A 26,603-nucleotide genomic window follows, 5' to 3' on the forward strand; every position below is an offset into this window, starting at 1 on the left:
TTGGCGGGGCTCGGGGGGCACGGTCGTGCCTTGGTCGCCTGGCCCTGCGCTGCTTCAGGGTGTGCCGCGTGTTCCATTGCGTGACGCTTCACTGTTCCGTTTCGGAACAATGGAGCAGGTGTGCGCGGGTCAACGACCGGAAGATGCCGCCTGGGGAGCGGGCCGCGCCAGGACAGAAGAGGTGCGGATCCACGGCAGGGTGGTGGAGCACCGTGCACAGCCCGGCCTCGATGGGGACGGCGCAGTCATCAGGGCGGCTTCGCGGCGGGGCCTGCGCCGTCACGGCTGCTCTGGCTGCCTTTGCCGGCCAGTCGTCATGCTATTGATTGTGTAGCGATATGCCGCCGTAGAATATGCGCTTGCGGCCATTTTGGCTTGCAACCGCGGTGCGGTACGCCCAAGGCGTGCCCGCGGCCTATCCCCTCATTCGCAGGAGGCGCCATGGGTGCGCAATGGAAAGCAAAAGGCAAGGCCCAGGTGGCCGACGCCAAGGGCAAGCTGTTTGGCAAGCTGGTCAAGGAAATCATCGTGGCCGCGCGCGGCGGCGCCGACCCGGCTGGCAACTCCCGCCTGCGGCTGGCCGTGGAGCAGGCACGCAAGGCGTCCATGCCCAAGGACACGCTGGACCGTGCCATCAAGAAGGGCTCGGGCACCGGCACCGATGCCGTGGACTACCAGCGCGTGATCTATGAAGGCTTCGGGCCCCACCAGGTGCCGGTGATGGTCGAATGCCTGACCGACAACGTCAACCGCACGGCGCCGGAGATGCGCGTGCTGTTCCGCAAGGGCCAGCTGGGCACGTCCGGCTCGGTGTCGTGGGACTTCAACCACGTGGGGCTGATCGAGGCGGAACCCACGCCTGGCCATGCCGGTGCAGATGCCGAGGTGGCCGCCATCGAGGCAGGCGCGCAGGACTTCGGCCCGGGCGAGGAAGGGGGCGCGACGCTGTTCGTGACCGACCCTGCCGATCTCGACCTGGTCAGCCGCGCGCTGCCTGCGCAAGGGTTCACCGTGCTGTCGGCCAAGCTGGGCTACCAGCCCAAGAATCCGGTGGATCCGGCCAACCTCAGCCCCGAGGCGCTGGAAGAAGTGGAGAGCTTCCTGGCAGCGATCGACGCGCACGACGACGTCCAGGAGATGTTCGTCGGCCTCAAGGGCTGACGCTGCGGTCTGGCGCCCCGGCGCGCGGTGGCGCCGCCGCCTCTGTTCCCGTCAGTCGCAAGCCGCGACGCTTTCGAATGGGGATGCCATGAGCGACCAGTTGGCCGCCACCGGGAGGGCGGCGGGTTGCGGCCGCGATGGCATCGGAACCCGCGTCCAGCGGTGCAGAGCGTAGTCGCCCCCGCTGGCGGCGGACGAGAGGTCGTGAGCAGACGATCCTCCCTAGGGTGCCTAGACCAGCGCCGTGCGTTCAGGGGCGTCCACTTCAACGTCCCGGTCGCGGTATCCCAATCGCCCCCGCGTTCCCGGGCAGGTGCTGATGTGCAAGGTGCAGTGTTGGCTACACCGCTGCTTCGGGCACGGACGGGCGCGCTCGGCCCCGCCTTCGTCCTGCCCAGGCCGGGCAAGGGGATTGCACACCGACCTTCTCTTCAAGATCAACCTTCGTGACTCGGACCGCCCTGATGGCCGAGCATGCGGTAGCGGGCGGGTGGTACGCCTGCGGAGCGCCGCGGCCATTCTGCGGCCGTGGCTTGCGGATGGCGGCCCTTTGGCCGCGAATTCGGCGCATGCTGCCTGACGGAATGACGTGGCCCGTGGAGCCTGTAACCTCGAATGCATACCGGTTGGGCCCTCCCTCGCGGCCACTGTGGCTTGCTGTGCCCATCCGATATCCATAAGATAACGTTCTGATTAATCCGATAGATATCCACTAATGCCCACGCGAAACAAGGCCGGCGAGAGCAGTGCGGTTGTATCGCGCAAGCCCCAGCAGGAACGCAGCCTGGTGCGCTACAACCTGTTGCTGGATGCAGCGAACGAATTGCTGCTCACCCAGGACATCGCAGAGATCGGGCTGTACCAGGTCGCGGACCGCGCGGGGGTGCCCGCTGCGTCGGCATACCACTTCTTTCCTTCGCCGGGGGCTGTCTTCACTGCGCTGGCAGAGCGATACCAGATCGAACTCGCCTCCGTGATGGAAAGCGCGAGGCCGCCGGCCGACGGCCGCTGGCAGACCCTGCTGAGCGAGATGGCTGCCGTGTTCGTGCGGTGCTACAACCAGAATCTGCCGATGAGCAAGGTGATTCTGGGCGGTGCTGCGCGCCAGGACCTGGCGCTTTTCGATGAGCGGTTCATCGAAGCGCTGTCGATGCGCTTGGTCGTTCTTTGCGATGCGCTGTACCACATGCCGATGATCCGTGATCTGCAGCACCGGCTGCATGTCATGCTCACCATCGTCAACGGCATCTGGTCCCTGTCGTTTTCCCGGCATGGCCAGATCACGAAGGAATTCGAGGCTGAAGCCGCGGTCGCAGCCATCGCGTACTGCCGGACCTTCCTGCCCGAGTTCATGGAGCCGAAGACCTTTCCCTGAGCTGCTGAGGGTTGTTGCCCGGCGCTCCGACGATCTCGCATGATGCCGTTTGACGGGTGTCGCGCCTGCCTCTTCGCTCGTAACAAAAGGTGTGCAAAAATAGATAAATATCTGCTTTAGCCACACGCCCATGCCTAGCTGCTGCCCCTTGTCGAGCCGTGAACCCGCCGTCGCCTGCGAGACGGGAATCTGCTGCGGATGCCAGCGGGCGCGGCCGGGGAGCCCGGTGCGTGCTGCGCATGGCAGGTGCCCCGGAGCTTCCGCGTGAATCCGGACGCCGTGCTTTCCACGCTGGCGACGCTTCGTGGCGGCCTGGGCCCCTGGGCGATGGATCCCGCGAGCTTGCCCGTCTGGCAGGCCCTGGCGTTCTGGATCGCGGCGTCCCTGGTGCTGTACGGCACCAACCGCCTGGCGGTCTATGTGTCCCTGTCCGTGGACGACGCCAGCCGCCGCGTCTCCGAATCCCTGGCCTCCGTCGGGATCGGCGCGCTGTCCTGGGGCCTGGACATGGCCGCCTGTTTCCTGCGGTCCGACGTCGACCCCCAGGAGTGGAGCCTGCTGCCGGCCCTGTCTTCCCTGATCGTGATGGTGGTCACGTGCCGCATCGCCGTGCCCGTACTGCTCACCCGGGACAACCGCTGGTGCCTGGGCGGCGCCAGCATCGGCATGGCTTTCGGGGTGGCGTTCGCCCACACGATCCTGATGACCGGCCATTTCTTCCAGCCGGCGATCATCCAGGCCGTGCCTTTCGTGCTGGCCTGCCTGGTGGTGGCGGCACTGGTCTTCCGTGTGGCCCGCCGCTACCAGCGTGCACGCGTGCGCAGCCGCAGCTCGGCCCCCTGGCGCTTCTGGGGGGGCTGCGGGGCCGTGGTCGTCTTGATCGAATGGCTGTTTTTCCAGGCCTTTGCCCACCCTCCGCCCTCTGGCGAGCGCAGCCAGGCCGGACTGCAAGGGGCCGAGGTCATGCTGGTCGTCGGCCTCTTCAGCGGCCTGATGTTCATCGAGCAGATGGTCAACATGCGCTCGGACCGGGGTCGCCAGCATCTCTTCCACCGCGGTCTCTCGCTCATCCGGTCCGGGGCCGAAACGGGAGGCGCGCAGTCGGACGCACGGCTGTCGCTGATCGCGGACCACCTGCGCGAACTGGTGGTGCCGGAGCGGCTGGAACTGCACTTCCAGCCCATCGCCAACCTCCGTGTGCAAAGCGTTCACCTGGAGGCCCTGCTGCGGCTGGAGCACCCCTTGCTGGGCCGCATCAACCCCGAACAATTCTTCCTGGCGTGCGAGCTGCGGGGCTGGACCCCCCAGGCCGACCGCCTGATCCTGCGCAACGCCCTCGATCTGCTGCGGACCTGGCGCGCCCAGTGTCTGGACGTGCCGGTGAACGTGAACGTGGCGCCCGAGACCTTGATGGTTCCGGGTTTTGCCGAATGGCTGGGCCAGGAGATCGCAAGCCGCGGCCTGGTGCCCGAGGACGTGCGGCTGGAGCTGACCGAGCACGCCATCACCGCCTGCGGTGGGCCGCTGCGGCGCAGCGTGGACGAATTGCACGCGGCGGGCGTGCAAGTGGTGATGGACGACTTCGGCGTCGGCTACTCGTCGCTGGGCGTGCTCGCCGACCTGAAGCTGGCCGGACTGAAATGCGACCGTCTGCTGCTGCGCGATGTGGCCCTGGACCCAAGGCGCCAGGCGTTGCTGCGCAATGTCGCGGCCATGGGGCGCGATCTCGGCCTGCCGGTGACCGTGGAGGGCATTGAAACCGCGGCCGAACTGCGCTGTGCCGTGCAATGTGGCATCGACAGCATCCAGGGCTATCTGTTCGCGCGGCCGGTGCCCGCGGCCGATGTGATGCGCTGGCTGCATGAAAGCCGCGCAGAGCGGATGCGGGCGCTGGTGCGCCTATTGGCCGCAGCGGACGGGACCGAAGAGCCTGCGGCGTGGGGCCCGCAGAAAAGCGTCGGCGCAACGCCGGTGCTCATCGAGGGCGACGACCCGTCCCGGGGCTGGAGCGCCAAGCCGGCGGCTTGAGCGCCAGGCATTTGCCGGACCTGCCGCACGGTGAGGGTGCTTAATTGCGGCCGCGGTGGCGATCGTCGTCGCGCTCACCGATCAGTTCGGCCCCCTGGCGCGAGGACAGCGGTGTGTCCTTGTGCCGCTCGCCGCCGTAGTCCAGGCCCAGCGCACGGGCGGAGCCGGAAGCATCCACGGCGCTGATTGGTCCGGAGACCTGGCTGACCGGGCGTTGCCCGTCATCCGCGGGCGGCACGTTGGCGTACGAGGACAGGTCGCCCCCCGATCCGAATTGGCGCGGCCCTTCGCCCGTGCCAGGGTTCTCGCCATCGATCTGGTTCTGGCCCCGCGGGTCATCGCGCATGCCGTACTGGTTGAAGTGGCCGCGGTCCTGCATCCGCTCCTGCAGGTCCGGCTGGTCCGGGGCGTCGGCGGGGTGCTGTGCGGCGTGGGCGGGGCTTGGGGTGGGACGTGACATAGGTTCTCCTGGTGACGCCCCCATGCTGCGAAGCGGGCCGCGAAGAGGGTGTAGGACGGCGTCCGCGTCCCCTATCGTGCGATCGCCCAGGGAGCCCGTGCCAAGGTTCCTTAGCCCGCGTCCAAGGGCGCGCCAGGGCTCCTGAATCTGCGGCCCGTCACGCGTGCAGATTTGCTATGAAATTAGTAGCTTTCTGCGCAATGAGGACGGGCGCAAAGGGCCATTTTGATGAGATACGCCGATGGCGCGGCGGCCCGATCAGACCGGCCGCTGACGCAGCAGGTTGACGGCGCCGGGCCGTCCAGGCACCGACAGCTGCGCCACGGGCGCGGGGCTGGCGGCCACCTGCCGGCCTCGGCGCCAGACGGCCAGCCGCGTGGCGCGCAGGCGGATCGCCTCCACCGGGTCTTGCGCATGCAGCAGCACCAGATCGGCGTGGCAGCCGGGCGCGATGCCGTAGCCTTCCAGGCCCAGCAGCTTTGCCGGGTGGACCGTGACGGCCTCGAAGCACTGGCGCATGGCGCTTTGGCTGGTCATCTGCGCCACGTGCAGGCCCATGTGGGCCGACTCCAGCATGTCCGCGCTGCCGCCGCCGTACCAGGGGTCCATCACGCAGTCATGCCCGAAAGCGACCGTGATGCCGGCCCCGAGCAGCTCGGGAACGCGCGTCATGCCGCGGCGCTTGGGGTAGGTGTCGTGCCGGCCCTGCAATGTGATGTTGATCAGCGGATTGGCCACCACGCCCAACTGCGCCTCGGCCATCAAGGGGATCAGCTTGCTCACGTAGTAATTGTCCATGCTGTGCATGGAGGTGAGGTGCGAGCCCACCACCCGGCCGTGCAGGCCCAGCCGCTGCGTCTCGAAGGCCAGCGTTTCCACGTGGCGCGAATGCGGGTCGTCGCTCTCGTCGCAGTGCATGTCCACCCGCTTGCCGCGCTCGGCCGCCAGTTCGCACAGGATGCGCACGCTCTCCGCGCCCTGGGCCATCGTGCGTTCGAAGTGGGGAATGCCGCCGACCACGTCCACGCCCAAGTCCAGCGCGCGGGTCAGGTTGGCGAGGCCGCCCGGGCTGCGCAGCACGCCGTCCTGCGGAAAGGCGACGAGCTGCAGGTCGAGGTAGGGCGCCACGCGCCGTTTCACCTCCATCAGGGCGTGCACGGGCAGCAGGCTGGGATCGCTGGTGTCCACGTGGCTGCGGATGGCGAGCAGCCCGCGCGCCACGGCCCAGTCGCAGTAGGCCAGTGCCCGCTCGACGATGGCGCCGTGCTGCAGCGTGGGCTTGAGTTCGCCCCACAGCGCGATGCCTTCCAGCAGCGTGCCGCTCTCGTTCACCCGCGGCTGGCCGTAGCTGAGGGTGGAGTCCATGTGGAAGTGCGCATCCACGAACGGCGGGCTCAGCAGCAGGCCACCTGCATCCACCGTTTCGTGCGCGGGCGCGTGCAGCCCTTCGGTCACCTCGGCGATGCGGCCGTCCTGCACTGCCACCGACATGGAGGTGCGGCCGTCGGGGAGGGTGGCGTTGTGGATCAGCAGATCGAGCATGGGGTCACCGGAGTTCGTGTAGGGGGCAATTTGGGGCAGGCGTTAGGCAGTACGTACCCGACCGCATATTCTGGGCCAGGCAACGTACGTGGCCGTTCACCGCCGGTACAACGCCCCACTTCAGGCCGGGAACGACTGCAGCGGCTGCAGAATCACCTCGGTGCTCGCTGGCGTTTTACTCGCAGTGGCTTAAACCGGGCGCATGACCTTTTCGAACAGGAACGCATCATTGTTGTCCCCCGGCAGATCGTCCTGCTCGGGCTGGCCAGGGTCCGGATGGTGCGGGTTGAAGACTCGATGATGCTGAAGCCGCACTTGTTCACGTAGAAGTGGATGTTGCGCTTCTCAAAGTAGGGGGTGTGCGTCCGCCAGGTGAGGGTTTCGGGGTACTTCTGCTCGATGGCTCGCCAGGCTTGGCCGCCGATGCCGCGGCCTTCTTCGCCCACTTTCAGAAAGAAGAGATCGAGCGTGTTGTTGTGGGTGGGGTGGATGCTGAGCACGGCACCGCCGACCTTCCGGCCGTTGCGGAGTATGCGCAGCGCCACGGCGTTCGGGGCATGCATCGCGCTGTCGAGGGAATGGTCGGATGGGATCGGCCCGTCCGGCTGCGCTCCGAAGGCGTCGGCCACCGCAACGGCGAAAGCGCTCTGCAGTTCTGCTTTGAAATTGGCCACGTCAGCGGGTTGCACGACCGCCAGGGTGATGGAATCTCCGGTCATGGCGGCGTGTATATCACCAACGGAACGCCACGCGGCGCTTGCTCCTGCTCCACCCGGCAGTCTCGCGATAATTCCCCCCAAGCAATTCGCCTACACCATCCTCTACGTCCAGGACGTCGCCCGGTCCATCGCTTTCTACGAAGCCGCCTTCGGCCTGCAGCGCCGCTTTGTGCATGACGGTGGCGACTATGGCGAGCTGGAAACGGGAGCCACCACCCTGGCGTTTTCGTCCCACCAGCTCATGGCGCAGCTGGGCAAGAACCCGCGGCGCGCCAGCGCCGATGCGCCCAGTTTCGAGATCGCGCTGACGACGGACGACGTGCCTGCCGCGCTGGCGCGCGCCGTGGCCGCCGGCGCCCGGCAGGTGCGTGCGCCGGAGAAGATGCCCTGGGGCCAGACCATTGCCTATGTGGAAGATGGCGACGGAGTGCTGGTGGAGTTGTGCACGCCGGTGCGGCCGGCCTGAGATCGCTCGCGCAGGGTGGCTCAGGCAGCTGCGGTTGGCCCTGCCCAGTCAGTGCGCGCCAGGCGGTAGAGGACATGCGGCCGCACCGCATGGCCCTCGGGCACGGACGGGTGCTCGAACGCCTCCGTGGGTGATTCGATCATGCCCAGGCGTTCCATCACCGCGCGCGAGCGGTGGTTGCGCTGCGCGGTGAAGGCCACGATGTCATGAAAGCCCAGTGCATCGAAGCCCGCCCGCAGCGCCAGCCGCGCTCCCTCGGTAGCCAGCCCTTGGCCCCAGAACGGCCGCGCGAGCCGCCAGCCGATCTCCACGCAGGGTGCGAACGGCAATGGTGCCGTGGGCCGGTTCAATCCGACGAAGCCCATGAAGGCTCCTTTGGCGATGCCTTCGCTGTCCGTGCGTTCCACGAACTCGGCCGCCCAGAAACCCCAGCCTTGCCGGTCGATCAGCGCTTCGATGCGGTCGGCCAGGGCATCGCTTTCGGCGCGGTCCAGCGGTGCCGGAAAGTGCTCCATGACCTCGGGGTCGGCATTCAGCGCAGCGAACGGCGCGCGGTCCGCGGGCATCCATTGGCGCAGGCGCACGCGGGGCGAGCGCAGCAGGGCGGGATCGATGGAGGCGGGATTTGCTGGAATGGGGGCCGGGGCGGCAGGGTCTTGTCGTGCGGTCGGCATCTGCCGATAGTAGTGCGCCGCGTTGCCGTAGGGGGAAGGCTAGCCGTACGCCGGCTCTTACCGCTCGCCCTTGCGGTAGGGCTTCATCAGCGCCTGCGGATAAGCAGCCTTGCGGGCCACCAGCACCAGCGCCAGGATGGAGAGCAGGTAGGGCAGCATCAAATACACCTGGTAGGGCAGCCAGGCGCCGCCCGCCTGCTGCAGGCGCAGCTGCAGTGCATCGAAGAACGCGAAGAGCAGCGCACCCAGCAGGGCCTTGCCCGGCCGCCAGGAGGCGAACACGACCAGGGCCACGCAGATCCAGCCGCGGCCGTTCACCATGTTGAAGAAGAAGGCGTTGAACGCCGACAGCGTGAGAAAGCTGCCGGCCACGCCCATCAGGGCCGAGCCGGCGACGATGGCGCCCGTGCGCGTGGCCGCGACCGAGATGCCCTGGCCTTCGGCCGCCTGCGGGTTCTCTCCCACCATGCGCACGGCCAGCCCCAGCGGCGTGCGGTACAGGGCCCAGGCCAGCAGCGGCACCAGCGCCAGCGCCAGCAGCGTGAGCGGCGTCTGCGCCGAGAGCAGCGGCACGGGCAGCCAGTCCATGGGCGCGAAGGGCGTGATCGTGGGCGGCGTGTTCACCTTAGGGAAGCCCACGCGGTAGCCGTAGTAGCTCAGTGCCGTGGCCAGCAGCGTGATGCCCAGCCCCGAGACGTGCTGCGACAGTGCCAGCCCCACGGTGAGCCAGGCATGGAGCAGACCGAAGACGCCGCCGGTGAGGGCCGCTACCAGCACGCCCGCCCACAGGCCGTAGCCGGCATATACCGTGAGCCAGCCGGCAAAAGCGCCCGCGACCATGATCCCTTCGATGCCCAGGTTGAGCACCCCGGCGCGCTCGCACAGCAGCACGCCCAGCGTGCCCAGGATGAGGGGCGTCGCCACGCGCAGCGTGGCGATCCAGAACGCGCTGTTGCTGAGAATGTCGAGCAGTTCGGTCATCAGGTCACTATGAATTCAGTAGCTGCTTGCGCTTTGTGGATAAGCGCTGGAGGCCCATTGGGCTTGAAGTGTGCGACGGCGACGGCGTGTGCCGCGCTCTTGTCGAAGCGTTGGGACGGCGTTGCCAGGCCGCTGTGGCGTCCCTCTCCCGCAGGCGAGGGGCAAGACGCGAAGCCGCTCAGGGAGTGATTCATTTCCTGATGCGGTACTGCGTCAGCAGTCCGGCCACCAGCACGGCGATCAGCGAGGCGGCGACGATCACGTCCGCGATATACGTCGGCACGCCGATGGCGCGGCTCATGCTGTCCGCGCCCACCAGTACGCCCGCCACGAAGATGCCCGCCGCCACCACGCCCAGCGGATGCAGCCCGGCCAGCATGGCGATCACGATGCCGCTGTAGCCATAGCCGGGCGACATGTCCAGCGTGACGTAGCCGGTGCGGCCCGCCACTTCGATGGCGCCCGCCAGCCCCGCCAGCCCGCCCGAGAGCAGGGCTACCAGCACCACGGTGCGTGTGACCGGCACGCCGGCGAAGGCCGCGGCGCGTGGATTGGCACCGGCCGCGCGGATGTCGAAGCCCGGCACCGTGCGCGCCAGCAGCGCCCACAGCAGCACGGCCAGTCCCACGGCAAACAGCAGCCCGGTGTGCAGGCGCGAGCCCGGGACCAGCCGCCACAGTTCCAGGTCACCCTGCAACGCCACGCTCTGCGGCCAGCCCAGTGCCAGCGGGTCCTTCATGGGCCCGTCCAGCAGGGCCGACACCAGCAGCAGCATCACGAAGTTGAGCAGCAGCGTGGTCACCACTTCGTCCACGCCCAGGCGCGCCTTCATCAGCGCCGGGCCCAGCAGCAATGCGGCGCCTGCCAGCGCGGCAGCCAGCAGCATCAGCGGGAACAGCACCCAGGGCGACCATTCCAGGCCGGTGCCGCCGTGCAGGCCACCCACGGCCACGGCGGCGATGGCGCCCGCATACAGCTGCCCTTCGGCGCCGATGTTGAACAGCCGCGCCCGGAAGGCCACGGCCGCGGCCAGCCCGGTCAGGATGAGCGGCGTCGCCCGCGTCAGCGTCTCGGTCAGCGCGAAGACCGAGCCGAACGCACCCTGGGCCAGCAGCGCATACGTCTGGCCGACCGGTGCGCCGGCCCACAGCACCAGCAGGCTGCTGACCAGCAGCGTGAAGACGATGGCACCCAGCGGGGCCGCCACATAGGCGGCGGCCGAGGGGCGGTTGCGTTTTTCGAGTCTCATGCGCAGGCCTTCGCCACAGGGGTTGCGGCCGGTTCGATGGGAGATGCCGCGGCGCCGGCCATGGCCAGCCCGATGGCCTCGCGGGTCCACTGCGCGGCGGGCAGGGCTGCAGTCAGGTGCCCGCCGTGCATCACCGCCACCCGGTCGCCCAGGGCCAGCACTTCGTCCAGGTCGTCGGAGATCAGGAGGACGGCCGCCCCGGCGTCGCGCGCCGCAATAAGCTGTTGCTGCACGAAGGTGACGGCGCCGATGTCCAGGCCCCAGGTGGGCTGGTGGGCGACGATGAGGTCCGGAGCCGCAGCACCCCCCGCCGCGGAGCCGGTCCCGGGCGGCATCAGCGCGCGGCCCAGGATCAGCTTCTGCATGTTGCCGCCGGACAGCGACCGCGCCGGGCTGTCCAGCCCGCCGCCGCGCACATCGAAGGTTTCCGCGATGTGCCGCGCATGGGCACGGGCTGCGCCGCGCTTGATCCAGAAGCCGGAAAACCAGGGGTGCGAAAACCAGCGGCTCGACAGGCGCTCGGACACCGCGTTCTCCCACACGGGCAGGTCGCCCACCACCCCTACGGCATGCCGGTCTTCGGGAATGCGCGCCACGCCCCGGGCCACCAGGGCCTGGGGGCGGGCGATGAGCGGCTGGCCGCGCAATGTGGCCCGGCCCGAGGACGGCGTGCGAACGCCGCAGAGCACGTCGGCCAGCGCCACCTGGCCGTTGCCAGAGACACCGGCGATCGCCACGATCTCGCCAGCGTGCAAGGCCAGGTCCACGCCGTGCAAGGCGTCGCGGGCGTTGCCGCCGCCAGCGCCGCGCGCGGTTGCGGGCGGCTGGGTGCTCACGCGCTCCAGCACGCAGACGGGCGCACCAACGGCGCCTGCAGGGCGGCGCTGCGCGGCCTCGACGGCATGGCCCACCATCCACTGCGCCAGCTGCGCCTGGGTGGTGCCCGCGGCCGGCGCCTCGGCCACGAGCCGGCCCTGGCGCAGCACGGCCACGCGATGCGACACGCGCAGCACCTCGCCCAGCTTGTGGCTGATGAAGATGATCGACAGGCCCTCGGCCACCATGTGCGAGAGCGTGGCGAAGAGGGCTTCGCTCTCCTGCGGCGTAAGCACGGCCGTGGGTTCGTCCAGGATGAGGATGCGGGCGCCGCGGTACAGCGCCTTGAGGATCTCCACGCGCTGGCGCTCGCCCACGGAAAGATCGCCGACGCGCGCCTCCGGCGCCACCGGCAGGCCAAAGCGCTGAGACACGGCCAGCAGCCGGTCGCGTGCCGCGCCGCGGCGCGAGAACGGCTGCCACAGCGGTTCGCTGCCCAGCAGCACGTTGTCGAGCACGCTCAGGTTGTCCGCCAGCGTGAAGTGCTGGTGCACCATGCCGATGCCCGCCGCCAGCGCCGCGCGGGGCTGGCCCGGCGGCAGCGGCTGGCCGAACGCCTCGATGTGGCCCGCGTCCGCCACGTAGTGGCCGAAGAGGATGGACATCAGCGTGGACTTGCCCGCGCCGTTCTCGCCCAGCAAGGCCAGCACCTCGCCGCGTGCCAGCGTGAGCGATATGCCGTCGTTGGCCACCAGCGCGCCGAAGCGTTTGGTGATGCCTTCCAGGCGGAGGACGGGCTCGTTCATGCGGTGGCGGCGGAGTTCAGGGAGCGGCAGAACTGCGCGATGGCCTGCGCGCAGCGCTCGGGTGCGGCCTGCAGCAGGCCGTGGGGGCCGGGCAGGTCGAGGGTCTGCAGTCCCGGCTGGGCCCGCGCCATGGCCTGCGCGGCCGAGCGGGGAACCAGCCGGTCGTCCCGCGCCGTCAAGGCCAGCATGGGCAGTTGGACGGCGCTCAACTGGTCCATCACGTCGACCCGCGCGACGGCCCGCATCCGCTGCGCCAGCACCTGCGGTGCGACCTGGCGCAAGGCCTGGTCCAGCCGTTGCCGCAGCGGCCGGGTGGCATAGGCGCCGAGCAGGGCCGTGCCGAGGAGGCCGGCGGCCCAGGAGCGCGTGGCGAGCCAGGCCATGGCAGGGGCCGCAGGCGCGTGCAATGCCGTCAGCAGGGCGCTGGGACTGCGCGCGAACGTGCAGCACAGGATCAAGCCTTGCAGCTGCGGCGGGGGATCGACCGCTATGGCAATCGTCAGGGGGCCGGAGAACGATTCGCCGAGCAGGACGAACGGCTCCTGGGGCAGGCGAGGGCGGAGCCAGCGTTCGAGCTGCGCGTAATCGAGAGGCTCGTCCACTGGATAGCGCATGCGGTGCACGGTAACGGCCTGGCCCAGCGCATGCTCCAGGGGAGCGAACAACTCGCCCGTTCCATCCATCCCCGGAAGCAGCACCAGATGCAAGGCCGTCACATCACTTGGCCGTGGACTTGGGCTGGCTGTCGTCCACCTTCACGGTGAACTGGCCGGACAGGATTGCGGCCTCCTTGGCCTTGACCTTGGCGACGATGCCGGCCGGCACCTTCTTCTCGAACGTGCCCAGGGCGCTGAGGGACGAGCCCTTGTGTTTCATCATCGAGTACGGGCCGTAGTCCTCGGCCGCGAACTTGCCCGCCTTCACGAGCCCGATGGCGCGGTCCACGCTGGGTTCCATATGCCACAGGGCCGAGGCGATCACGGTGTCGGGGTACTGGGGCTGGGTGTCGATCACGTTGCCGATGGCCAGCTTGCCCTTTTCCTTGGCCGCGTCGCTCACGCCGAAGCGCTCGGCATACAGCACGTCCGCGCCCTTGTCGATCATGGCGAAGGTGGCTTCCTTGGCCTTGGGCGGGTCGAACCAGCTGTTGATGAAGGTGATGGTGAACTCCACCTTAGGGTTCACTTCCTTGGCGCCCGCCATGAAGGCGTGCATCAGGCGGTTCACTTCGGGGATGGGAAAGCCGCCGACCATGCCGATCTTGTTCGTCTTGGTCATGCCGCCGGCGATCATGCCGGTCAGGTAGGCGGGCTCCTGGATGTAGTTGTCGAAGACGCTGAAGTTGGGGGCCTGTGGCTTGCCCGAGGAACCCATGACGAAGGCGGTCTTGGGGAAGTCCTTGGCCACCTTGCGGGCGGCCGACTCCACGCCGAACACCTCGCCGAAGATGAGCTGGTTACCGCCGTTGGCGTACTCGCGCATCACGCGCTCGTAGTCGGCGTTGGCCACGTTCTCGCTGCTCTTGTACTCGATGTCACCCCGCGCTTCCGCAGCCTTGAGCGCCTTGTGGATGCGGCTCACCCACTGCTGCTCGTAGGGCACCGTGTAGATGCCGGCCACCTTCAGCTTGGCCTGCGCCCGGGCGAGCGTGGGCGCCAGGCCCAGCGTGGCGGAGATGGCGAGCGAGGTGCAGAGCAGGCGGCCGGTGAAGATGCGGCGAGAGGTCATGGACGGTCCTTGGCGGCAGGGTGGAGAAATCAGGTCCAGGCCTTGCATGCAAGATGCGCGCCAGTGGCCTGCTCGGAGAAGGGTGGGCGCGAGCCCTGCGAAACCACCCGGGCGGGGCAGCGCATCGACGGCAGCGCGGAGGGTGCGTGACGATGTGCCATGCGCGCCAGGCCGTGTCCGTGGTGCCGCCTTTTTCTTTCCTCTTACTTGGTGCCGAAGATGCGGTCGCCCGCGTCGCCCAGGCCCGGCAGGATGTAGCCGTGGTCGTTCAGCTCGCGGTCGATGGCCGCGGTGTAGATCGGCACGTCGGGGTGGGCCTTCTGCAGCGTGGCCACGCCTTCGGGGGCCGCCAGCAGGCACACGAACTTGATCGAGCGCGGCTTGAGCTGCTTGAGCCGTGCCACGGCGGCGGCGGCGGAGTTGCCGGTGGCCAGCATCGGATCGACCACGATGATGTCGCGCTCTTCCATCTCGGACGGCATCTTGAAGTAGTACTCGACGGGCTGCAGCGTCTCGGGGTCGCGGTACAGGCCGATATGGCCGATGCGGGCGCCCGGGATCACGTTCAGCATGCCGTCCAGGAAGCCGTTGCCGGCGCGCAGGATGGACACCAGCACCTGCTTCTTGCCGTCGATGACCTTGCCGGTCATGGTTTCCAGCGGGGTTTCGACCTCGATGTCCTGCAGCGGCATGTCGCGCGTGATCTCATAGGCCATCAGGGTGCTCAGCTCGCCCAGCAGGCGGCGGAAGCTGTTGGTGCTGGCGTCCTTGCGGCGCATCAGGGTCAGCTTGTGCTGCACCAGGGGATGGTCGATGACGTGGACGTTGCTCATGGGCGAAGGCCTCTTCTTGGGAAATGAATGGGAAAGGGGAAATCCGGACCCCCGATTTTGCCCGCAGCGCGGGGCGCGGTGCCCCGCTATTCGCCCAGGAAGCGGGCGTAGCGCGCCAGATCGACGTTGCCGCCGCTGATGACGATGCCCACGCGCTTGCCGTGCAGCTCCGCGCCGCCGTGCTGCGCACCGGCAAAGGCCAGAGCTCCGGTCGGCTCCACCACGATCTTCATGCGCTCGGCAAAGAAGCGCAGCGCGTCCACCAGCTGTTCGTCGGTCACGGTGAGGATGTCGGCCACGTCGCGCTGGATGATGGGAAAGGTGAGCTCCCCCAGCGAGGGCGTCTGCGCGCCATCGGCGATGGTGCGCGGCGTCTCGATGCGCACGATGTGCCCGGCCCGCAGGGACTGCTGCGCGTCGTTGCCGGCCTGCGGCTCCACGCCGATCACCTGGCAGCCGGGCGCCAGCGCCTTGGCGGCCAGCAGGCAGCCCGACAGCAGGCCGCCGCCGCCCAGGCAGACGAAGAGGTAGTCGAGGTCAGGCACCTCCTCAAACAGTTCCTTCGCCACCGTGCCCTGGCCGGCGATGACGTGCGGGTGGTCGAACGGCGGCACCAGCGTCATGCCGCGCTCGGTCGCCAGGCGGCGGCTGATGGCCTCGCGGTCTTCGGTGAAGCGGTTGTAGGTCACCACCTGGGCGCCGTACTCGCGCGTGGCGGCCATCTTGGCGGCCGGCGCGTCCTCGGGCATGACGATCACGGCCGGCATGTCCAGCAGCCGGGCCGACAGGGCGATGGCCTGGGCGTGGTTGCCGGAGGAGAAGGCGAGCACGCCGCGCTCGCGCTGCGCATCCGAGAACTGCGACAGCGCGTTGTAGGCGCCGCGGAACTTGAAGGCGCCCATGCGCTGCAGGTTCTCGCACTTGAAGAACAGCTGCGCGCCCACCCGGGCATCCGCCGTGCTGGAACGCAGCACCGGCGTGCGGTGCGCCACGCCGTCGAGACGCCGGGCCGCTGCGGCGACGTCGTCGTAGGTGGGAAGGGCCGGGGTGTGCGTGTCCATGGCGTCATCCTCGCGTAGGTGGTCCAAGGACCGGGGTGCCGCATCATAGACCGCCCGCTGCGGTCTGAGGGCGAAAAGTGCCTCCAGCGCGCTTGTAGCAAGCGCAGGCAGCTATCGAAATTGATAGCCGGAGCGCACGGCCCCCTCAAGGCCAGCAAGGCCCGCGAGGGGCGCGGGCGGTGGCCGGCCGCAACCTGCGGGGCTCAGCCCTGCTCGCTGAAGCGCTGCACGGGCGCCAGGTCGGGGAAGCCGCCCGCACGGCGCTCGCGCATCGCGCCCACGGCCTCGCCCACGTGGCGATTGCTCCAGATGGCGCCCTGCAGCCAGCCCATCTGGCGCAGGCTGTCGTCCACGGAATGGTCGCGTGCGTAATGCACGGCCTGCTTGGTGCCCCAGATGGCTACCGGCGGCTTGGCGGCGATCTCGCGCGCGCAGGCCAGAGCGGCGTCCACCATCGCCGCCTGCGTGTCGAAGACCTCGTTCACCAGCCCGCAGGCCAGGGCGCGCTGCGCGGGCAGGCGCCGGCCGGTGTAGGCGAGTTCCTTGACGATGCCCAGCGGGATCAGCTTGGGCAGGCGCTGCAGCGTGCCCACGTCGGCCACCATGCCGATGTTGATCTCCTGGATGCAGAAGAAGGCGTCCGCGGTGGCGTAGCGGATGCAGGCCGCCGTCACCATGTCCACCGCGCCGCCGATGCAGCCGCCGTGGATGGCGGCGATCACCGGGATGCGCAGCGATTCGATGCGCGTGAAGGTAGCCTGCATGTCGGTCAGCAGGTCGAAGATGGCGGCCCGGCCCTCGGGGGTCTGGTCGTCCATGGCGACGGCGCCGCCGAAGGTTTCCAGCGCCATGCCGGCCGAAAAGTGCTTGCCCGTGCTGCTGATGACCAGCGCCCGCGCCTCGCCCGAGCGGTGCAGCCGCGCGAGCACAGCGTCCAGCTCGCGCCAGAAGGTCGGGTGCATGGTGTTGAGGGCATCCGGGCGGTCGAGCACGAGGTGCGCGACCTGGTCCGTGACGGTCAGGCGAAAGCAGGTGAGGGCGGCGGTATCGGGGTTCATGCGGCGCACTCTAGGCCGCCCGGCGCACGCCGCGCCGTCACCTGCGCGACGGATCGCGCGGCGGCCGCCGCCTTCAGCGCCGCACGGTGCTGGCGTCCTGCCCGAACAGCACCTTCTTCGCGTCCTCGTCCACCGTCGGTGCGGTGTTCACGGTCTTCACCAGGTCGTAGGCGCGCACCGTGGCCGGGCGGGCCTGGATGCGGGCGAACCACTGCGCCAGGTGCGGAAAGTCCTTCAGGTCCTGGCGCTGCTTCTCGTGCGGCACGATCCACGGGTAGCTGGCCATGTCGGCGATGGAGTAGCTGCCGGCGATGTACTCGCGGCCATCGGACAGGTGCTTGTCGAGTACGCCGTAGAGGCGGGCCGTCTCCTTCACGTAGCGGTCGATGGCGTAGGGCACGGGCTCGGGCGCGTACTGCGTGAAGTGGTGGTTCTGCCCGGCCATGGGCCCCAGGCCGCCCATCTGCCAGAACAGCCACTGCAGCGCCTCGGTGCGGCCGCGCAGGTCCTGGGGGATGAACTGGCCGGTCTTGTCGGCCAGGTACAGCAGGATGGCGCCGGACTCGAACACGGACACCGGCTCGCCGCCGCCGGCCGGGGCGTGGTCGACGATGGCGGGGATGCGGTTGTTGGGGGCGATGCGCAGAAAGTCGGGCTGGAACTGCTCGCCGCGGCCGATGTTCACCGGCAGCAGGCGGTAGGGCAGGCCGGCCTCCTCCAGGAACAGGGTGATCTTGTGGCCGTTGGGCGTGGTCCAGTAATGCAGGTCGATCATGCGGGGCTCCGGATGTTTGCTATCAACAAAATAGCTGCTTGCGCTTGCTGTGCGGACCCCTTTAGGTCTTTTGGCATGGAACTCAAGGCGCAACAAGCGCGAGCAGCTCCTGGAACCATAGCGCGCCTGCGGAGACCGTGCAGCGGCGGGGCCGCATGCCCCCAGGCGCCGGTCAGCGCTTCTTCTTGGCGCCGCCGAACACGCTGCCCAGCACGCCGCGCAGGATCTCGCGCCCCAGCGACGTGCCCATGGTGCGCACCGCCGACTTGGCCATGGTCTGCACCAGGCCGTCGCGCTTGCCACCGCGCGGGCCGGTGGTGCCGAACAGCACGTCGTTGAGCCCGCCCATCAGGCCACCGCCGCTGTCGTCGCTGGCCGGAGAGGCTGCCGTGCCCCGGCCGGGCTGGGCGGCCGCGGCTTGGTCCGCTGCCTCGGCCGTGCGGCCCTTGAGCTTTTCGTAGGCCGACTCGCGGTCCACCACCTTCTCGTACACGCCGGCCACCAGCGATTGGGCCAGCAGGGCCTGGCGCTGCTGCGGCGTGATGGGGCCGATCTGGCTCCCCGGCGGCAGCACGAAGACCCGCTCGGTGATGCTGGGGCGGCCTTTCGCATCCAGAAAGCTCACCAGCGCCTCGCCCACGGCCAGTTCGGTGATCGCGGCCTCGATGTCCAGGCCCGGCTTGGGCCGCATCGTGGTCGCCGTGGCCTTCACGGCCTTCTGGTCGCGCGGCGTGAAGGCGCGCAGCGCGTGCTGCACGCGGTTGCCCAGCTGGGCCAGCACGCTGTCGGGAATGTCCAGCGGGTTCTGGGTGACGAAGTACACGCCCACGCCCTTGGAGCGCACCAGGCGCACCACCAGCTCGATGCGCTCGACCAGCACCTTGGGCGCCTCGTTGAACAGCAGGTGGGCCTCGTCGAAGAAGAACACCAGCTTAGGCTTTTCGGGGTCGCCGATCTCGGGCAGGGTCTCGAACAGCTCGGACAGCATCCACAGCAGGAAGGTGGCGTACAGGCGCGGCGAATTCATGAGCTTGTCGGCCGCCAGGATGTTGATGACGCCCATCTGCCGCGACGAGCCGCCTCTAGCGGCAGATGCTCCCCCTTGGGGGGACGACGCCGAAGGCGTCTCGGGGGCGACATTCACGTCGACGGTCTGCATGAAGTCGTTGATGTCGAGCATCGGCTCGCCGAAGAACCGGTCGCCGCCCTGGGTCTCGATCTGCAGCAGCCCGCGCTGGATGGCTCCCACGCTAGCGGCGCTGATGTTGCCGTACTCGGTGGTGAACTCCTTTGCGTTGTCGCCCACGTAGGTGAGCATGGCGCGCAGGTCCTTCAGGTCGAGCAGCAGCAGGCCGTTGTCGTCGGCGATCTTGAACACCAGGTTCAGCACGCCCAGCTGCGTCTCGTTGAGGTTGAGCATGCGGCCCAGCAGCAGCGGGCCCATGTCGGACACGGTGGCCCGCACCGGGTGGCCCTGCTCGCCGAACACGTCCCACAGCGTGGTCGGGCAGCGGCCGGGCGTGGGCAGGGCCAGGCCGCGCTCCTGCAGCGTGGCTGCCAGCTTGGGCGCGATGCTGCCGGTCTGGCTGATGCCCGTGAGGTCGCCCTTCACGTCGGCCATGAACACCGGCACGCCGATGCGCGAGAACTGCTCGGCCAGGGTCTGCAGCGTGACGGTCTTGCCGGTGCCCGTGGCCCCGGTGATCAGGCCGTGGCGGTTGGCCAGGCCCGGCAGCAGTTGGCATTCGGTGGCGCCCGACTGGGCAATCAGCAGAGGTTCGGCCATGGCGGTGTGAGAAAGGTGAGGGAAGGGCGGGAACGTAAAATCCCGGGCAGTGGATTATTAAATCAATACCCGTACCGAAGGACTCTCTGTGGCAGGACACAGTAAATGGGCGAACATCCAGCACCGCAAGGGGCGGCAGGATGAGAAGCGCGGCAAGATCTGGACCCGGATCATTCGTGAAATCACCGTGGCGGCCCGCGCCGGTGGCGGTGACGTGTCGGCCAACCCCCGCCTGCGCCTGGCGATCGACAAGGCCAAGGCCGCCAACATGCCGGCGGACCGCATCAAGTACAACATCGACAAGGCCACCGGCAATGCCGAAGGCCTGACCTACGAGGAAATCCGCTACGAGGGCTACGGCATCGGCGGCGCGGCGATCATCGTGGACACCATGACCGACAACCGCGTGCGCACCGTGGCCGAAGTGCGCCATGCGTTCAGCAAGCACGGCGGCAACATGGGCACCGAGGGCTCGGTGGCCTTCCAGTTCAAGCACGTGGGCCAGCTGATCTTCGCCCCGGGCACGAACGAGGACAAGGTCATGGAAGTAGCGCTGGAAGCCGGCGCCGAGGACGTGGTCACCGGCGACGACGGCGCCATCGAGGTGCTGACGGCCCCGGCCGACTTCGAGGCCGTGAAGAACGCCCTGGAAGCCGCGGGCCTGGCGCCCGACGTGGCCGATGTCACCATGCGTCCCGACGTCACCATCGAGCTGGCCGGCGAGGACGCCGAGCGCATGCAGAAACTGCTGGACATCATCGAAGACCTGGACGACGTGCAAGAGGTCTACCACAACGCTGCCTTATGAAAATTCTTGTGATTGGTGGCGGCGGCCGAGAACACGCGATGGCCTGGAAGATCAGCCAGTCTCCCAAGGCCACGAAGGTCTACGTGGCGCCGGGCAACGGCGGCACCGCCCTGAACCCCAAGCTGGAGAACATCGAGATCACCGACGTGCAGGCCCTGCGGGTCTGGGCGCAGGAAAACAAGATCGGCCTCACGGTGGTCGGCCCCGAGGCCCCCCTGGCCGCCGGCGTGGTGGACGAGTTCCGTGCGCACGGCCTGCGCATCTTCGGCCCGACCAAGGCCGCCGCGCAGCTCGAAAGCTCCAAGGCTTTCTCCAAAGCCTTCATGCGCCGCCACGGCATTCCCACGGCCGACTACGACACCTTCACCGAGCCCGCCGCGGCCCATGCCTTCGTGGACCGCCTGGGCGCGCCCATCGTCATCAAGGCCGACGGCCTGGCGGCCGGCAAGGGCGTGGTGGTGGCCATGACGCTGCAGGAGGCGCATGACGCGGTCGACTTCATGCTGGTGGACAACAAGTACGGCGTGGCCCACAACGACGGCGGCGCCCGCGTGGTGATCGAGGAGTTCCTCGAAGGCGAGGAAGCCTCCTTCATCGTGCTGTGCGACGGCAAGAACGTCACGGCCCTGGCCACCAGTCAGGACCACAAGCGCCTGAAGGATGGCGACGAGGGCCCGAACACCGGCGGCATGGGCGCGTACTCGCCCGCCCCCGTGGTCACGGCCGACGTGCACGCCCGCGCCATGCGCGAGATCATCCTGCCGACCATCCGCGGCATGGAAAAGGACGGCATTCCGTACACCGGCTTCCTGTACGCGGGCCTGATGATCGACGCCAGCGGCCACCCCAAGACGCTGGAGTTCAACTGCCGCATGGGCGACCCCGAGACCCAGCCCATCCTGATGCGCCTGAAGAGCGACATGGTGGACCTGCTGGGCGCGGCCGTGGACGGCAAACTCGACCAGGTGGACCTGCAATGGGACCGCCGCCCCGCGCTGGGCGTGGTCATGGCCGCCCACGGCTACCCCGAGAACCCGCGCAAGGGCGACGCCATCACCGGCCTGCCGGCCGATGCCGACGATGCCGTGGTCTTCCATGCCGGCACGGCCCTGAAGGATGGCGTGCCGCACACGACGGGCGGCCGCGTGCTGTGCGTGACGGCGCTGGCCGACAGCGTGAAGCTCGCGCAGCAGAAGGTGTACGACGTGGCGCGCGGCGTGCATTTCGACGGCGCGCAGTACCGGCGCGACATCGGCTACCGGGCGGTGAAGTGACGACAACCCCCTGAGGCGCTGTGCGCCTTCCCCCTTCTCTCGACCCGCGCAGCGAGTCGGGAAGGGGGACGACGCCAGTGGCCGGGCAAAGCCCGTTCCACGGCGTCTGCTGAGATGGGCCGCAGTGGCCTGGAGGCCCCTCCCAATGACGACATCTGATTCTGAAACTTCCCAGCCGGCCTTGGTTCGCGAATACCTGGCGGGGCTGCAGTCGCGCATCATCGATGCGATCGAGGCCGTCGAGGGGCCGGTGGAGCAGGGCGGGGCGCGCTGCGTGACGGATGCCTGGGCCAAGGCGCCGGGCGAGCCGCTGCAGGGCGACGGCGTCACGCGCATCATGGAAGGCGGGCGGGTGTTCGAGCGTGCCGGCTGCGGGTTCTCGCACGTGCGCGGCGCGCAACTGCCGCCCTCGGCCACCCAGCACCGGCCGGGACTGGCCGGCGCGCCGTTCGAGGCCATGGGCGTGTCGCTGGTGTTCCACCCGCGCAACCCGTACGCCCCGACGGTGCACATGAACGTGCGCATGATCGCGGCCGGCCATCCGGGTGAGGCGCCCGTGTGCTGGTTCGGCGGCGGCATGGACCTGACGCCCTACTACGCCTTCGAAGAGGACGCCGTGCATTTCCACCGCGCCTGCCGCGACGCGCTGGCGCCGTTCGGGGACGACAAGTACCCCCGCTTCAAGCGCTGGTGCGACGAGTATTTCTTCCTCAAGCACCGCAGCGAGCAGCGGGGCATCGGGGGCATCTTCTTCGACGACTTCTCCGAGCTGGGTTTCGGCCCGGGTTTCGCCATGACGCAGGCCGTGGGCGACGCCTTCCTGGGCGCCTACCTGCCCATCCTGGAGAGCCGCCAGCACACGCCCTATGGCGAGCGTGAGCGCACCTTCCAGCTCTACCGCCGCGGGCGCTACGTAGAGTTCAACCTGGTGTGGGACCGGGGCACGCACTTCGGCCTGCAGTCGGGCGGCCGCACGGAGTCCATCCTGCTGTCGATGCCGCCGCTGGCGAGCTGGGCCTACCGTGCCGAGCCGGCGCCGGGCACGCCAGAGGCCGAGCTGACGGAGCGCTTCCTCCAGCGCCGCGAATGGCTCTGAAAGCGCCTTGGCACCGCTGAACTATAATTTTGATAGCTGCCGGCGCTCGCCAATCCGGCGCAGGCCGCCCGAAAGGCCTGTCCCTCCAGCGCCGCGAAGCGCGGGGCCGCTGCGGAACTGTCCTACTGGCTCCCGCGCGGCTTGCACGCTATATTGATCCGAACCTTCTCTGAATACCGCCTGATGACCACTTCCACGCAATCGGAAACCGCCGCCAAAAAAGACGTGACCAAGCTCCAGCGCGCCATCGTCGATGGCCTGGAGGACGTCAAGGCGCAAGACATCCAGGTCTTCAACACCGAGCACCTCTCGCCCCTGTTCGAGCGCGTGATCGTGGCATCGGGCACCTCCAACCGCCAGACCAAGGCGCTCGCCTCCAGCGTGCGCGATGCCGTGCGCGAAGCCGGGTTTTCCAAGCCCCGCACCGAGGGCGAGGACAACGGCGAGTGGATCATCGTGGACTGCGGCGCGGCCGTGGTGCACGTCATGCAGCCGGCCATCCGCCAGTACTACCGCCTCGAAGAGATCTGGGGCGACAAGCCCGTGCGCCTGAAGATCGGTGCGCCCAAGCCGGCGGCTGCGGCCGGCACGGCATCCTCCGGCGCCAAGAAGAAGACGACGGCGGCCGCCAAGAAGGGTGCCCAGGCCGAACCGGCGGCCGTGCCTGCCAAGCGGGTGATCGCCAAGGCCACGGCCAAGACGTCGGCGGCTGGCGCTGCCGCCAAGAAGGCCGCTGCCAAGACGCCCGCACCCGCCAAGAAAGCGGCGGTGAAGACGGCGGCCAAGGCGGCACCGAAGGCCGCCGCGAAGACCTCCGCCAAGGCGCCGGCCAAGAAGGCGCCGGTGAAAACCGTGGTGGTGAAGCCGGCCGCCAAGAAGGCGTCCGGCAAAGCCACGGCGCCGCGAGCCGCCGCGAAGAAGGCCGCTACCGCGCGCAAGCCTGCGGCCAAGAAGGCCCCGGCACGCAAGGCCTGAGGCAGCGTCCGCCCGTCCGTTTCAGTCCGTTCTGTTGCACGCCTGACCGATGAAGCTGCTCATCGTGGCCGTGGGCCAGCGCGTGCCCGACTGGGCGCAGACGGCCTATGACGACTACGCCAAGCGCTTTCCGCCCGAGCTGAAGGTCGAACTCAAGGCCGTCAAGACCGAGCCGCGCGGCTCCAAGACGCTCGAGACGCTCTACGCCGCCGAGCGCGAGCGCATCGAAGCCGCCATTCCGCGCGGCACGCGCGTGGTGGTGCTGGACGAGCGCGGCACCAACCTCACCACCAAGGCCTTGGCACAGCGCCTGAAGGATTGGCAGATGGGCGGGGACGACGTGGCGCTGGTGATCGGCGGTCCCGATGGACTGGAGCCGGCCTTCCGCCAGGCGGCGCACGAGCGCATCCGCCTCTCCGACCTGACCTTGCCGCACGCCATGGTGCGCGTGCTGCTCATCGAACAGCTCTACCGCGCCTGGTCGGTGAACGCGGGGCACCCCTACCACCGCGAGTGAGGCGGGGCCGGCGACGGGCCGGGCACTCCGACGGGCCGGTCGGGCGGGATGCGCGAACGCTGCGGGGCAGGCACTGCCGCGGCGTTTCAGGTACTATGGTTTTCATAGCTGCATGCGCAGGTGTTTGCTGCGCTGACGGCACTTTTCACTCCAAGCCATGCCCGACTTCATCTACCTCGCTTCCCAGAGCCCGCGCCGCCGTCAACTGCTGGAACAGCTCGGCATCCGCCACGAACTGCTGCTGCCCAATGCGGAGGGTGACGAGCCCGAGGATGCCGAGGCCATCGAAGTGGTGCTGCCCGCCGAGGCGCCCACCGCCTACGTGGAGCGCGTCACCGGCCTCAAGCTCGATGCCGCCGTGGCCCGCCGGGCGCGGCGCGGCCTGCCGGAGGCGCCCATCCTGTGTTCCGACACCACGGTTGCCCTGGGCCGCACGATCTACGGCAAGCCCGAAGACGCCCGCGACGCCGCGCGCATGCTGGCCGAACTGTCCGGGCAGGAACACCGCGTGCTGACCGCCGTGGCCCTGCAGGTGGGCGCCCAACGGCTGGCGGCGCTGTCGGTGTCACGCGTGCGTTTCGCGCCCATGACGGCCTCGCAGATCGACGCCTACGTGGCCACCGGCGAGCCGCTGGGCAAGGCCGGCGCCTATGGCATCCAGGGCCGCGCGGCGGCCTACGTGGAGCAACTCGCGGGCAGCTATTCAGGCATCATGGGCCTTCCGATGTACGAGACGGCGCAACTGCTGCGGGCAGCGGGGTTCGCGGTGTGACCTTCTCCTGAGTCGCCTGCGGCGCCTTGCCCCAGGGGGGACCCCGCCAGGGGCCTGGCAAAGCCGGTTCCCCGGCGGCCCGGGTCTGGCGCCTCGGTGATTCCAAAGTCCAAAGGCGGAACAAGCGCGACCGATTCCAGAAAAGAAGAAGCCATGCAACAAGACATCCTCATCAACTGGTCCCCCCAGGAAACCCGCGTGGCCGTGGTCGAGCATGGCGCCGTGCAGGAGCTGCACGTGGAACGCACGCTGGAGCGCGGCCTGGTGGGCAACGTCTATCTGGGCAAGGTCTCGCGCGTGCTCCCGGGCATGCAGTCGGCCTTCATCGACATCGGCCTGGAGCGCGCGGCCTTTCTGCACGTGGCGGACGTGTGGCAGCGCCAGGAGGGCGGCGAGGCCCCCATGTTCAGCCGCAAGGGCGAGCCGCCCGTGCCCATCGAGAAGCAGGTGTTCGAAGGCCAGTCGCTGATGGTGCAGGTCATCAAGGACCCCATCGGCACCAAGGGCGCGCGGCTGTCCACGCAGATCAGCATCGCCGGGCGGCTGCTGGTCTTTCTGCCGCAGGACGACCATGTGGGCGTGTCGCAGAAGATTCCGGCCAACGATCGCGACGCCCTGCGCGCGCGGCTGCAGGCGCTGGTGGGCGACAAGTCCACGGGTGGTGGCGGCGGCTTCATCCTGCGCACGAACGGCGAAGACTCGACCGATGCCGAGCTGACCGAAGACATCGCCTACCTGCGCAAGACCTGGGCGCGCATCAAGGAAGCCGCGCTGCGCCAGCCGCCGGCTTCGCTGCTGCACCAGGACCTGAGCCTGCTGCAGCGCGTGCTGCGCGATCTGGTGGGCGAGGAGACCACCAGCATCCGCTTGGATTCGCGCGAGCAGTTCGCCACGCTGCAGGCCTTCGGCCGCGAGTTCATGCCGGCGGCGGTCCCCAAGCTGCAGCTGTACAAGGGCGAGCGGCCCATCTTCGACCTGTATTCCATCGACGAGGACGTGGCGCGTGCGCTGGGCCGGCGCGTGGATCTGAAGTCCGGCGGCTACCTCATCGTGGACCAGACCGAGGCGCTGACCACCATCGACGTGAACACCGGCGGCTACGTCGGCGCGCGCAATTTCGACGACACCATCTTCAAGACCAACCTGGAGGCGGCCGGCGCCATCGCCCGGCAACTGCGGCTGCGCAACCTGGGCGGCATCATCATCGCGGACTTCATCGACATGGCGCGCGAAGACCACCAGCAGGCCGTGCTGGCCGAGTTCCGCAAGCAGTTGGCGCGCGACCGCGTGAAGACCATGGCGGGCGGCTTCTCGCAGCTGGGCCTGGTGGAGATGACGCGCAAGCGCACGCGCGAATCACTGGCCCACATGCTGTGCGAGCCCTGCGCCGTCTGCCAGGGCAAGGGCAGCGTGAAGACCGCGCGCAGCGTGTGCTACGACATCCTGCGCGAGATCCTGCGCGAGGCGCGGCAGTTCAATCCGCGCGAGTTCCGCGTGGTGGCCTCGCCCAAGGTGGTGGAGCTGTTTCTGGACGAGGAAAGCCAGCACCTGGCCGGGCTGTCCGACTTCATCGGCAAGCCCATCTCGCTGCAGGCCGAAAGCGCCATGGGGCAGGAGCAGTACGACATCGTGCTGCTCTGACC

At 68.8% G+C, this 26,603-nt stretch carries 25 protein-coding genes; 11 read left to right on the forward strand and 14 right to left on the reverse strand.

The features are described from left to right. Positions 1-441 precede the first annotated feature (441 nt). From QE399_RS15780 to QE399_RS15790, 3 genes are all read left to right on the forward strand, one after another. Positions 442-1,161 (forward strand): YebC/PmpR family DNA-binding transcriptional regulator, encoded by a 720-nt coding sequence (locus tag QE399_RS15780; protein ID WP_309830104.1) that lies wholly within the window; start codon positions 442-444, stop codon positions 1,159-1,161. Positions 1,162-1,948: 787 nt separating this feature from the next. After that, the gene (locus tag QE399_RS15785) at positions 1,949-2,536 is read left to right on the forward strand and encodes a TetR/AcrR family transcriptional regulator (RefSeq protein ID WP_309830106.1); all 588 of its coding nucleotides are present in this window, start codon (positions 1,949-1,951) and stop codon (positions 2,534-2,536) included. Positions 2,537-2,800: 264 nt separating this feature from the next. After that, entirely contained in the window at positions 2,801-4,564 is a 1,764-nt protein-coding gene (locus QE399_RS15790) for an EAL domain-containing protein (RefSeq protein ID WP_309830108.1), read from the forward strand. 40 nt (positions 4,565-4,604) lie between these two features. Here QE399_RS15790 and QE399_RS15795 read toward each other — a convergent pair whose 3' ends face one another. From QE399_RS15795 to QE399_RS15805, 3 genes are all read right to left on the reverse strand, one after another. After that, positions 4,605-5,024, reverse strand: coding sequence for a hypothetical protein (locus tag QE399_RS15795; RefSeq protein WP_309830110.1), 420 nt, complete (start codon positions 5,022-5,024; stop codon positions 4,605-4,607). 258 nt (positions 5,025-5,282) lie between these two features. Further along, complete coding sequence (locus QE399_RS15800; protein WP_309830112.1) at positions 5,283-6,566, reverse strand: amidohydrolase family protein; 1,284 nt, start codon at positions 6,564-6,566, stop codon at positions 5,283-5,285. Between the two features lie 152 nt (positions 6,567-6,718). Further along, positions 6,719-7,285, reverse strand: coding sequence for a GNAT family N-acetyltransferase (locus QE399_RS15805; protein WP_309830114.1), 567 nt, complete (start codon positions 7,283-7,285; stop codon positions 6,719-6,721). On the opposite strand from QE399_RS15805, the gene QE399_RS15810 reads away from it, so the two are divergent. Then, complete coding sequence (locus QE399_RS15810; protein WP_309830116.1) at positions 7,269-7,751, forward strand: VOC family protein; 483 nt, start codon at positions 7,269-7,271, stop codon at positions 7,749-7,751. The genes QE399_RS15805 and QE399_RS15810 overlap by 17 nt on opposite strands. 20 nt (positions 7,752-7,771) lie before the next feature. Here the strand turns inward: QE399_RS15810 and QE399_RS15815 are convergent, their stop codons facing one another. From QE399_RS15815 to QE399_RS15865, 11 genes are all read right to left on the reverse strand, one after another. Beyond that, positions 7,772-8,425, reverse strand: coding sequence for a GNAT family N-acetyltransferase (locus QE399_RS15815; RefSeq protein ID WP_309830118.1), 654 nt, complete (start codon positions 8,423-8,425; stop codon positions 7,772-7,774). A gap of 57 nt (positions 8,426-8,482) precedes the next feature. Next, a complete protein-coding gene (locus QE399_RS15820) occupies positions 8,483-9,406 on the reverse strand; it encodes an ABC transporter permease (RefSeq protein ID WP_309830120.1) in 924 nt (307 codons plus the stop codon). A 190-nt stretch (positions 9,407-9,596) separates the two neighbouring features. After that, complete coding sequence (locus tag QE399_RS15825) at positions 9,597-10,655, reverse strand: ABC transporter permease (RefSeq protein WP_309830122.1); 1,059 nt, start codon at positions 10,653-10,655, stop codon at positions 9,597-9,599. After that, positions 10,652-12,277 carry an ABC transporter ATP-binding protein gene (locus QE399_RS15830; protein WP_309830123.1) on the reverse strand — a complete coding sequence of 542 codons (1,626 nt, stop codon included), beginning with the start codon at positions 12,275-12,277 and terminating at the stop codon, positions 10,652-10,654. Before QE399_RS15830 ends, QE399_RS15825 begins: the two co-directional genes overlap by 4 nt. Further along, complete coding sequence (locus QE399_RS15835) at positions 12,274-12,993, reverse strand: alpha/beta fold hydrolase (protein WP_309830125.1); 720 nt, start codon at positions 12,991-12,993, stop codon at positions 12,274-12,276. The genes QE399_RS15830 and QE399_RS15835 overlap by 4 nt, the downstream gene beginning before the upstream one ends. A gap of 1 nt (position 12,994) precedes the next feature. Beyond that, positions 12,995-14,005 carry a BMP family protein gene (locus tag QE399_RS15840; RefSeq protein ID WP_309830127.1) on the reverse strand — a complete coding sequence of 337 codons (1,011 nt, stop codon included), beginning with the start codon at positions 14,003-14,005 and terminating at the stop codon, positions 12,995-12,997. A 203-nt stretch (positions 14,006-14,208) separates the two neighbouring features. Further along, the gene (upp, locus tag QE399_RS15845) at positions 14,209-14,838 is read right to left on the reverse strand and encodes a uracil phosphoribosyltransferase (RefSeq protein ID WP_309830128.1); all 630 of its coding nucleotides are present in this window, start codon (positions 14,836-14,838) and stop codon (positions 14,209-14,211) included. An 86-nt stretch (positions 14,839-14,924) separates the two neighbouring features. Next, positions 14,925-15,899: a threo-3-hydroxy-L-aspartate ammonia-lyase gene (locus QE399_RS15850; RefSeq protein ID WP_309830129.1), complete on the reverse strand. Its 975-nt coding sequence runs from the start codon at positions 15,897-15,899 to the stop codon at positions 14,925-14,927. Positions 15,900-16,102: 203 nt separating this feature from the next. Continuing rightward, positions 16,103-16,957 carry an enoyl-CoA hydratase-related protein gene (locus QE399_RS15855; protein ID WP_309830131.1) on the reverse strand — a complete coding sequence of 285 codons (855 nt, stop codon included), beginning with the start codon at positions 16,955-16,957 and terminating at the stop codon, positions 16,103-16,105. Positions 16,958-17,030: 73 nt separating this feature from the next. Then, on the reverse strand, positions 17,031-17,732 hold the full coding sequence (locus tag QE399_RS15860; protein WP_309830133.1) for a glutathione binding-like protein: 702 nt from the start codon (positions 17,730-17,732) through the stop codon (positions 17,031-17,033). Between the two features lie 172 nt (positions 17,733-17,904). Continuing rightward, the gene (locus QE399_RS15865; RefSeq protein ID WP_309830135.1) at positions 17,905-19,518 is read right to left on the reverse strand and encodes a helicase HerA-like domain-containing protein; all 1,614 of its coding nucleotides are present in this window, start codon (positions 19,516-19,518) and stop codon (positions 17,905-17,907) included. Between the two features lie 88 nt (positions 19,519-19,606). On the opposite strand from QE399_RS15865, the gene QE399_RS15870 reads away from it, so the two are divergent. The 7 genes from QE399_RS15870 (at position 19,607) to rng (ending at position 26,601) form a co-directional block, all read left to right on the forward strand. Beyond that, a complete protein-coding gene (locus tag QE399_RS15870; protein ID WP_309830137.1) occupies positions 19,607-20,326 on the forward strand; it encodes a YebC/PmpR family DNA-binding transcriptional regulator in 720 nt (239 codons plus the stop codon). Continuing rightward, positions 20,323-21,600 (forward strand): phosphoribosylamine--glycine ligase, encoded by a 1,278-nt coding sequence (purD, locus tag QE399_RS15875; RefSeq protein ID WP_309830139.1) that lies wholly within the window; start codon positions 20,323-20,325, stop codon positions 21,598-21,600. Before QE399_RS15870 ends, purD begins: the two co-directional genes overlap by 4 nt. A 145-nt stretch (positions 21,601-21,745) precedes the next feature. After that, positions 21,746-22,696, forward strand: coding sequence for an oxygen-dependent coproporphyrinogen oxidase (hemF, locus tag QE399_RS15880; protein WP_309830140.1), 951 nt, complete (start codon positions 21,746-21,748; stop codon positions 22,694-22,696). A 183-nt stretch (positions 22,697-22,879) separates the two neighbouring features. Next, positions 22,880-23,671, forward strand: a complete 792-nt coding sequence (gene rsfS / locus QE399_RS15885) for a ribosome silencing factor (protein WP_309830142.1) — start codon at positions 22,880-22,882, stop codon at positions 23,669-23,671. A 49-nt stretch (positions 23,672-23,720) separates the two neighbouring features. Next, a complete protein-coding gene (rlmH, locus tag QE399_RS15890) occupies positions 23,721-24,188 on the forward strand; it encodes a 23S rRNA (pseudouridine(1915)-N(3))-methyltransferase RlmH (RefSeq protein ID WP_309830144.1) in 468 nt (155 codons plus the stop codon). Between the two features lie 157 nt (positions 24,189-24,345). Next, complete coding sequence (locus tag QE399_RS15895) at positions 24,346-24,960, forward strand: Maf family protein (protein ID WP_309830146.1); 615 nt, start codon at positions 24,346-24,348, stop codon at positions 24,958-24,960. Between the two features lie 153 nt (positions 24,961-25,113). Continuing rightward, positions 25,114-26,601, forward strand: a complete 1,488-nt coding sequence (gene rng / locus QE399_RS15900) for a ribonuclease G (protein ID WP_309830148.1) — start codon at positions 25,114-25,116, stop codon at positions 26,599-26,601. Positions 26,602-26,603: the final 2 nt, after the last annotated feature.

It is taken from the genome of Paracidovorax wautersii (assembly GCF_031453675.1).
Taxonomy (GTDB): Bacteria; Pseudomonadota; Gammaproteobacteria; order Burkholderiales; family Burkholderiaceae_C; genus Paracidovorax.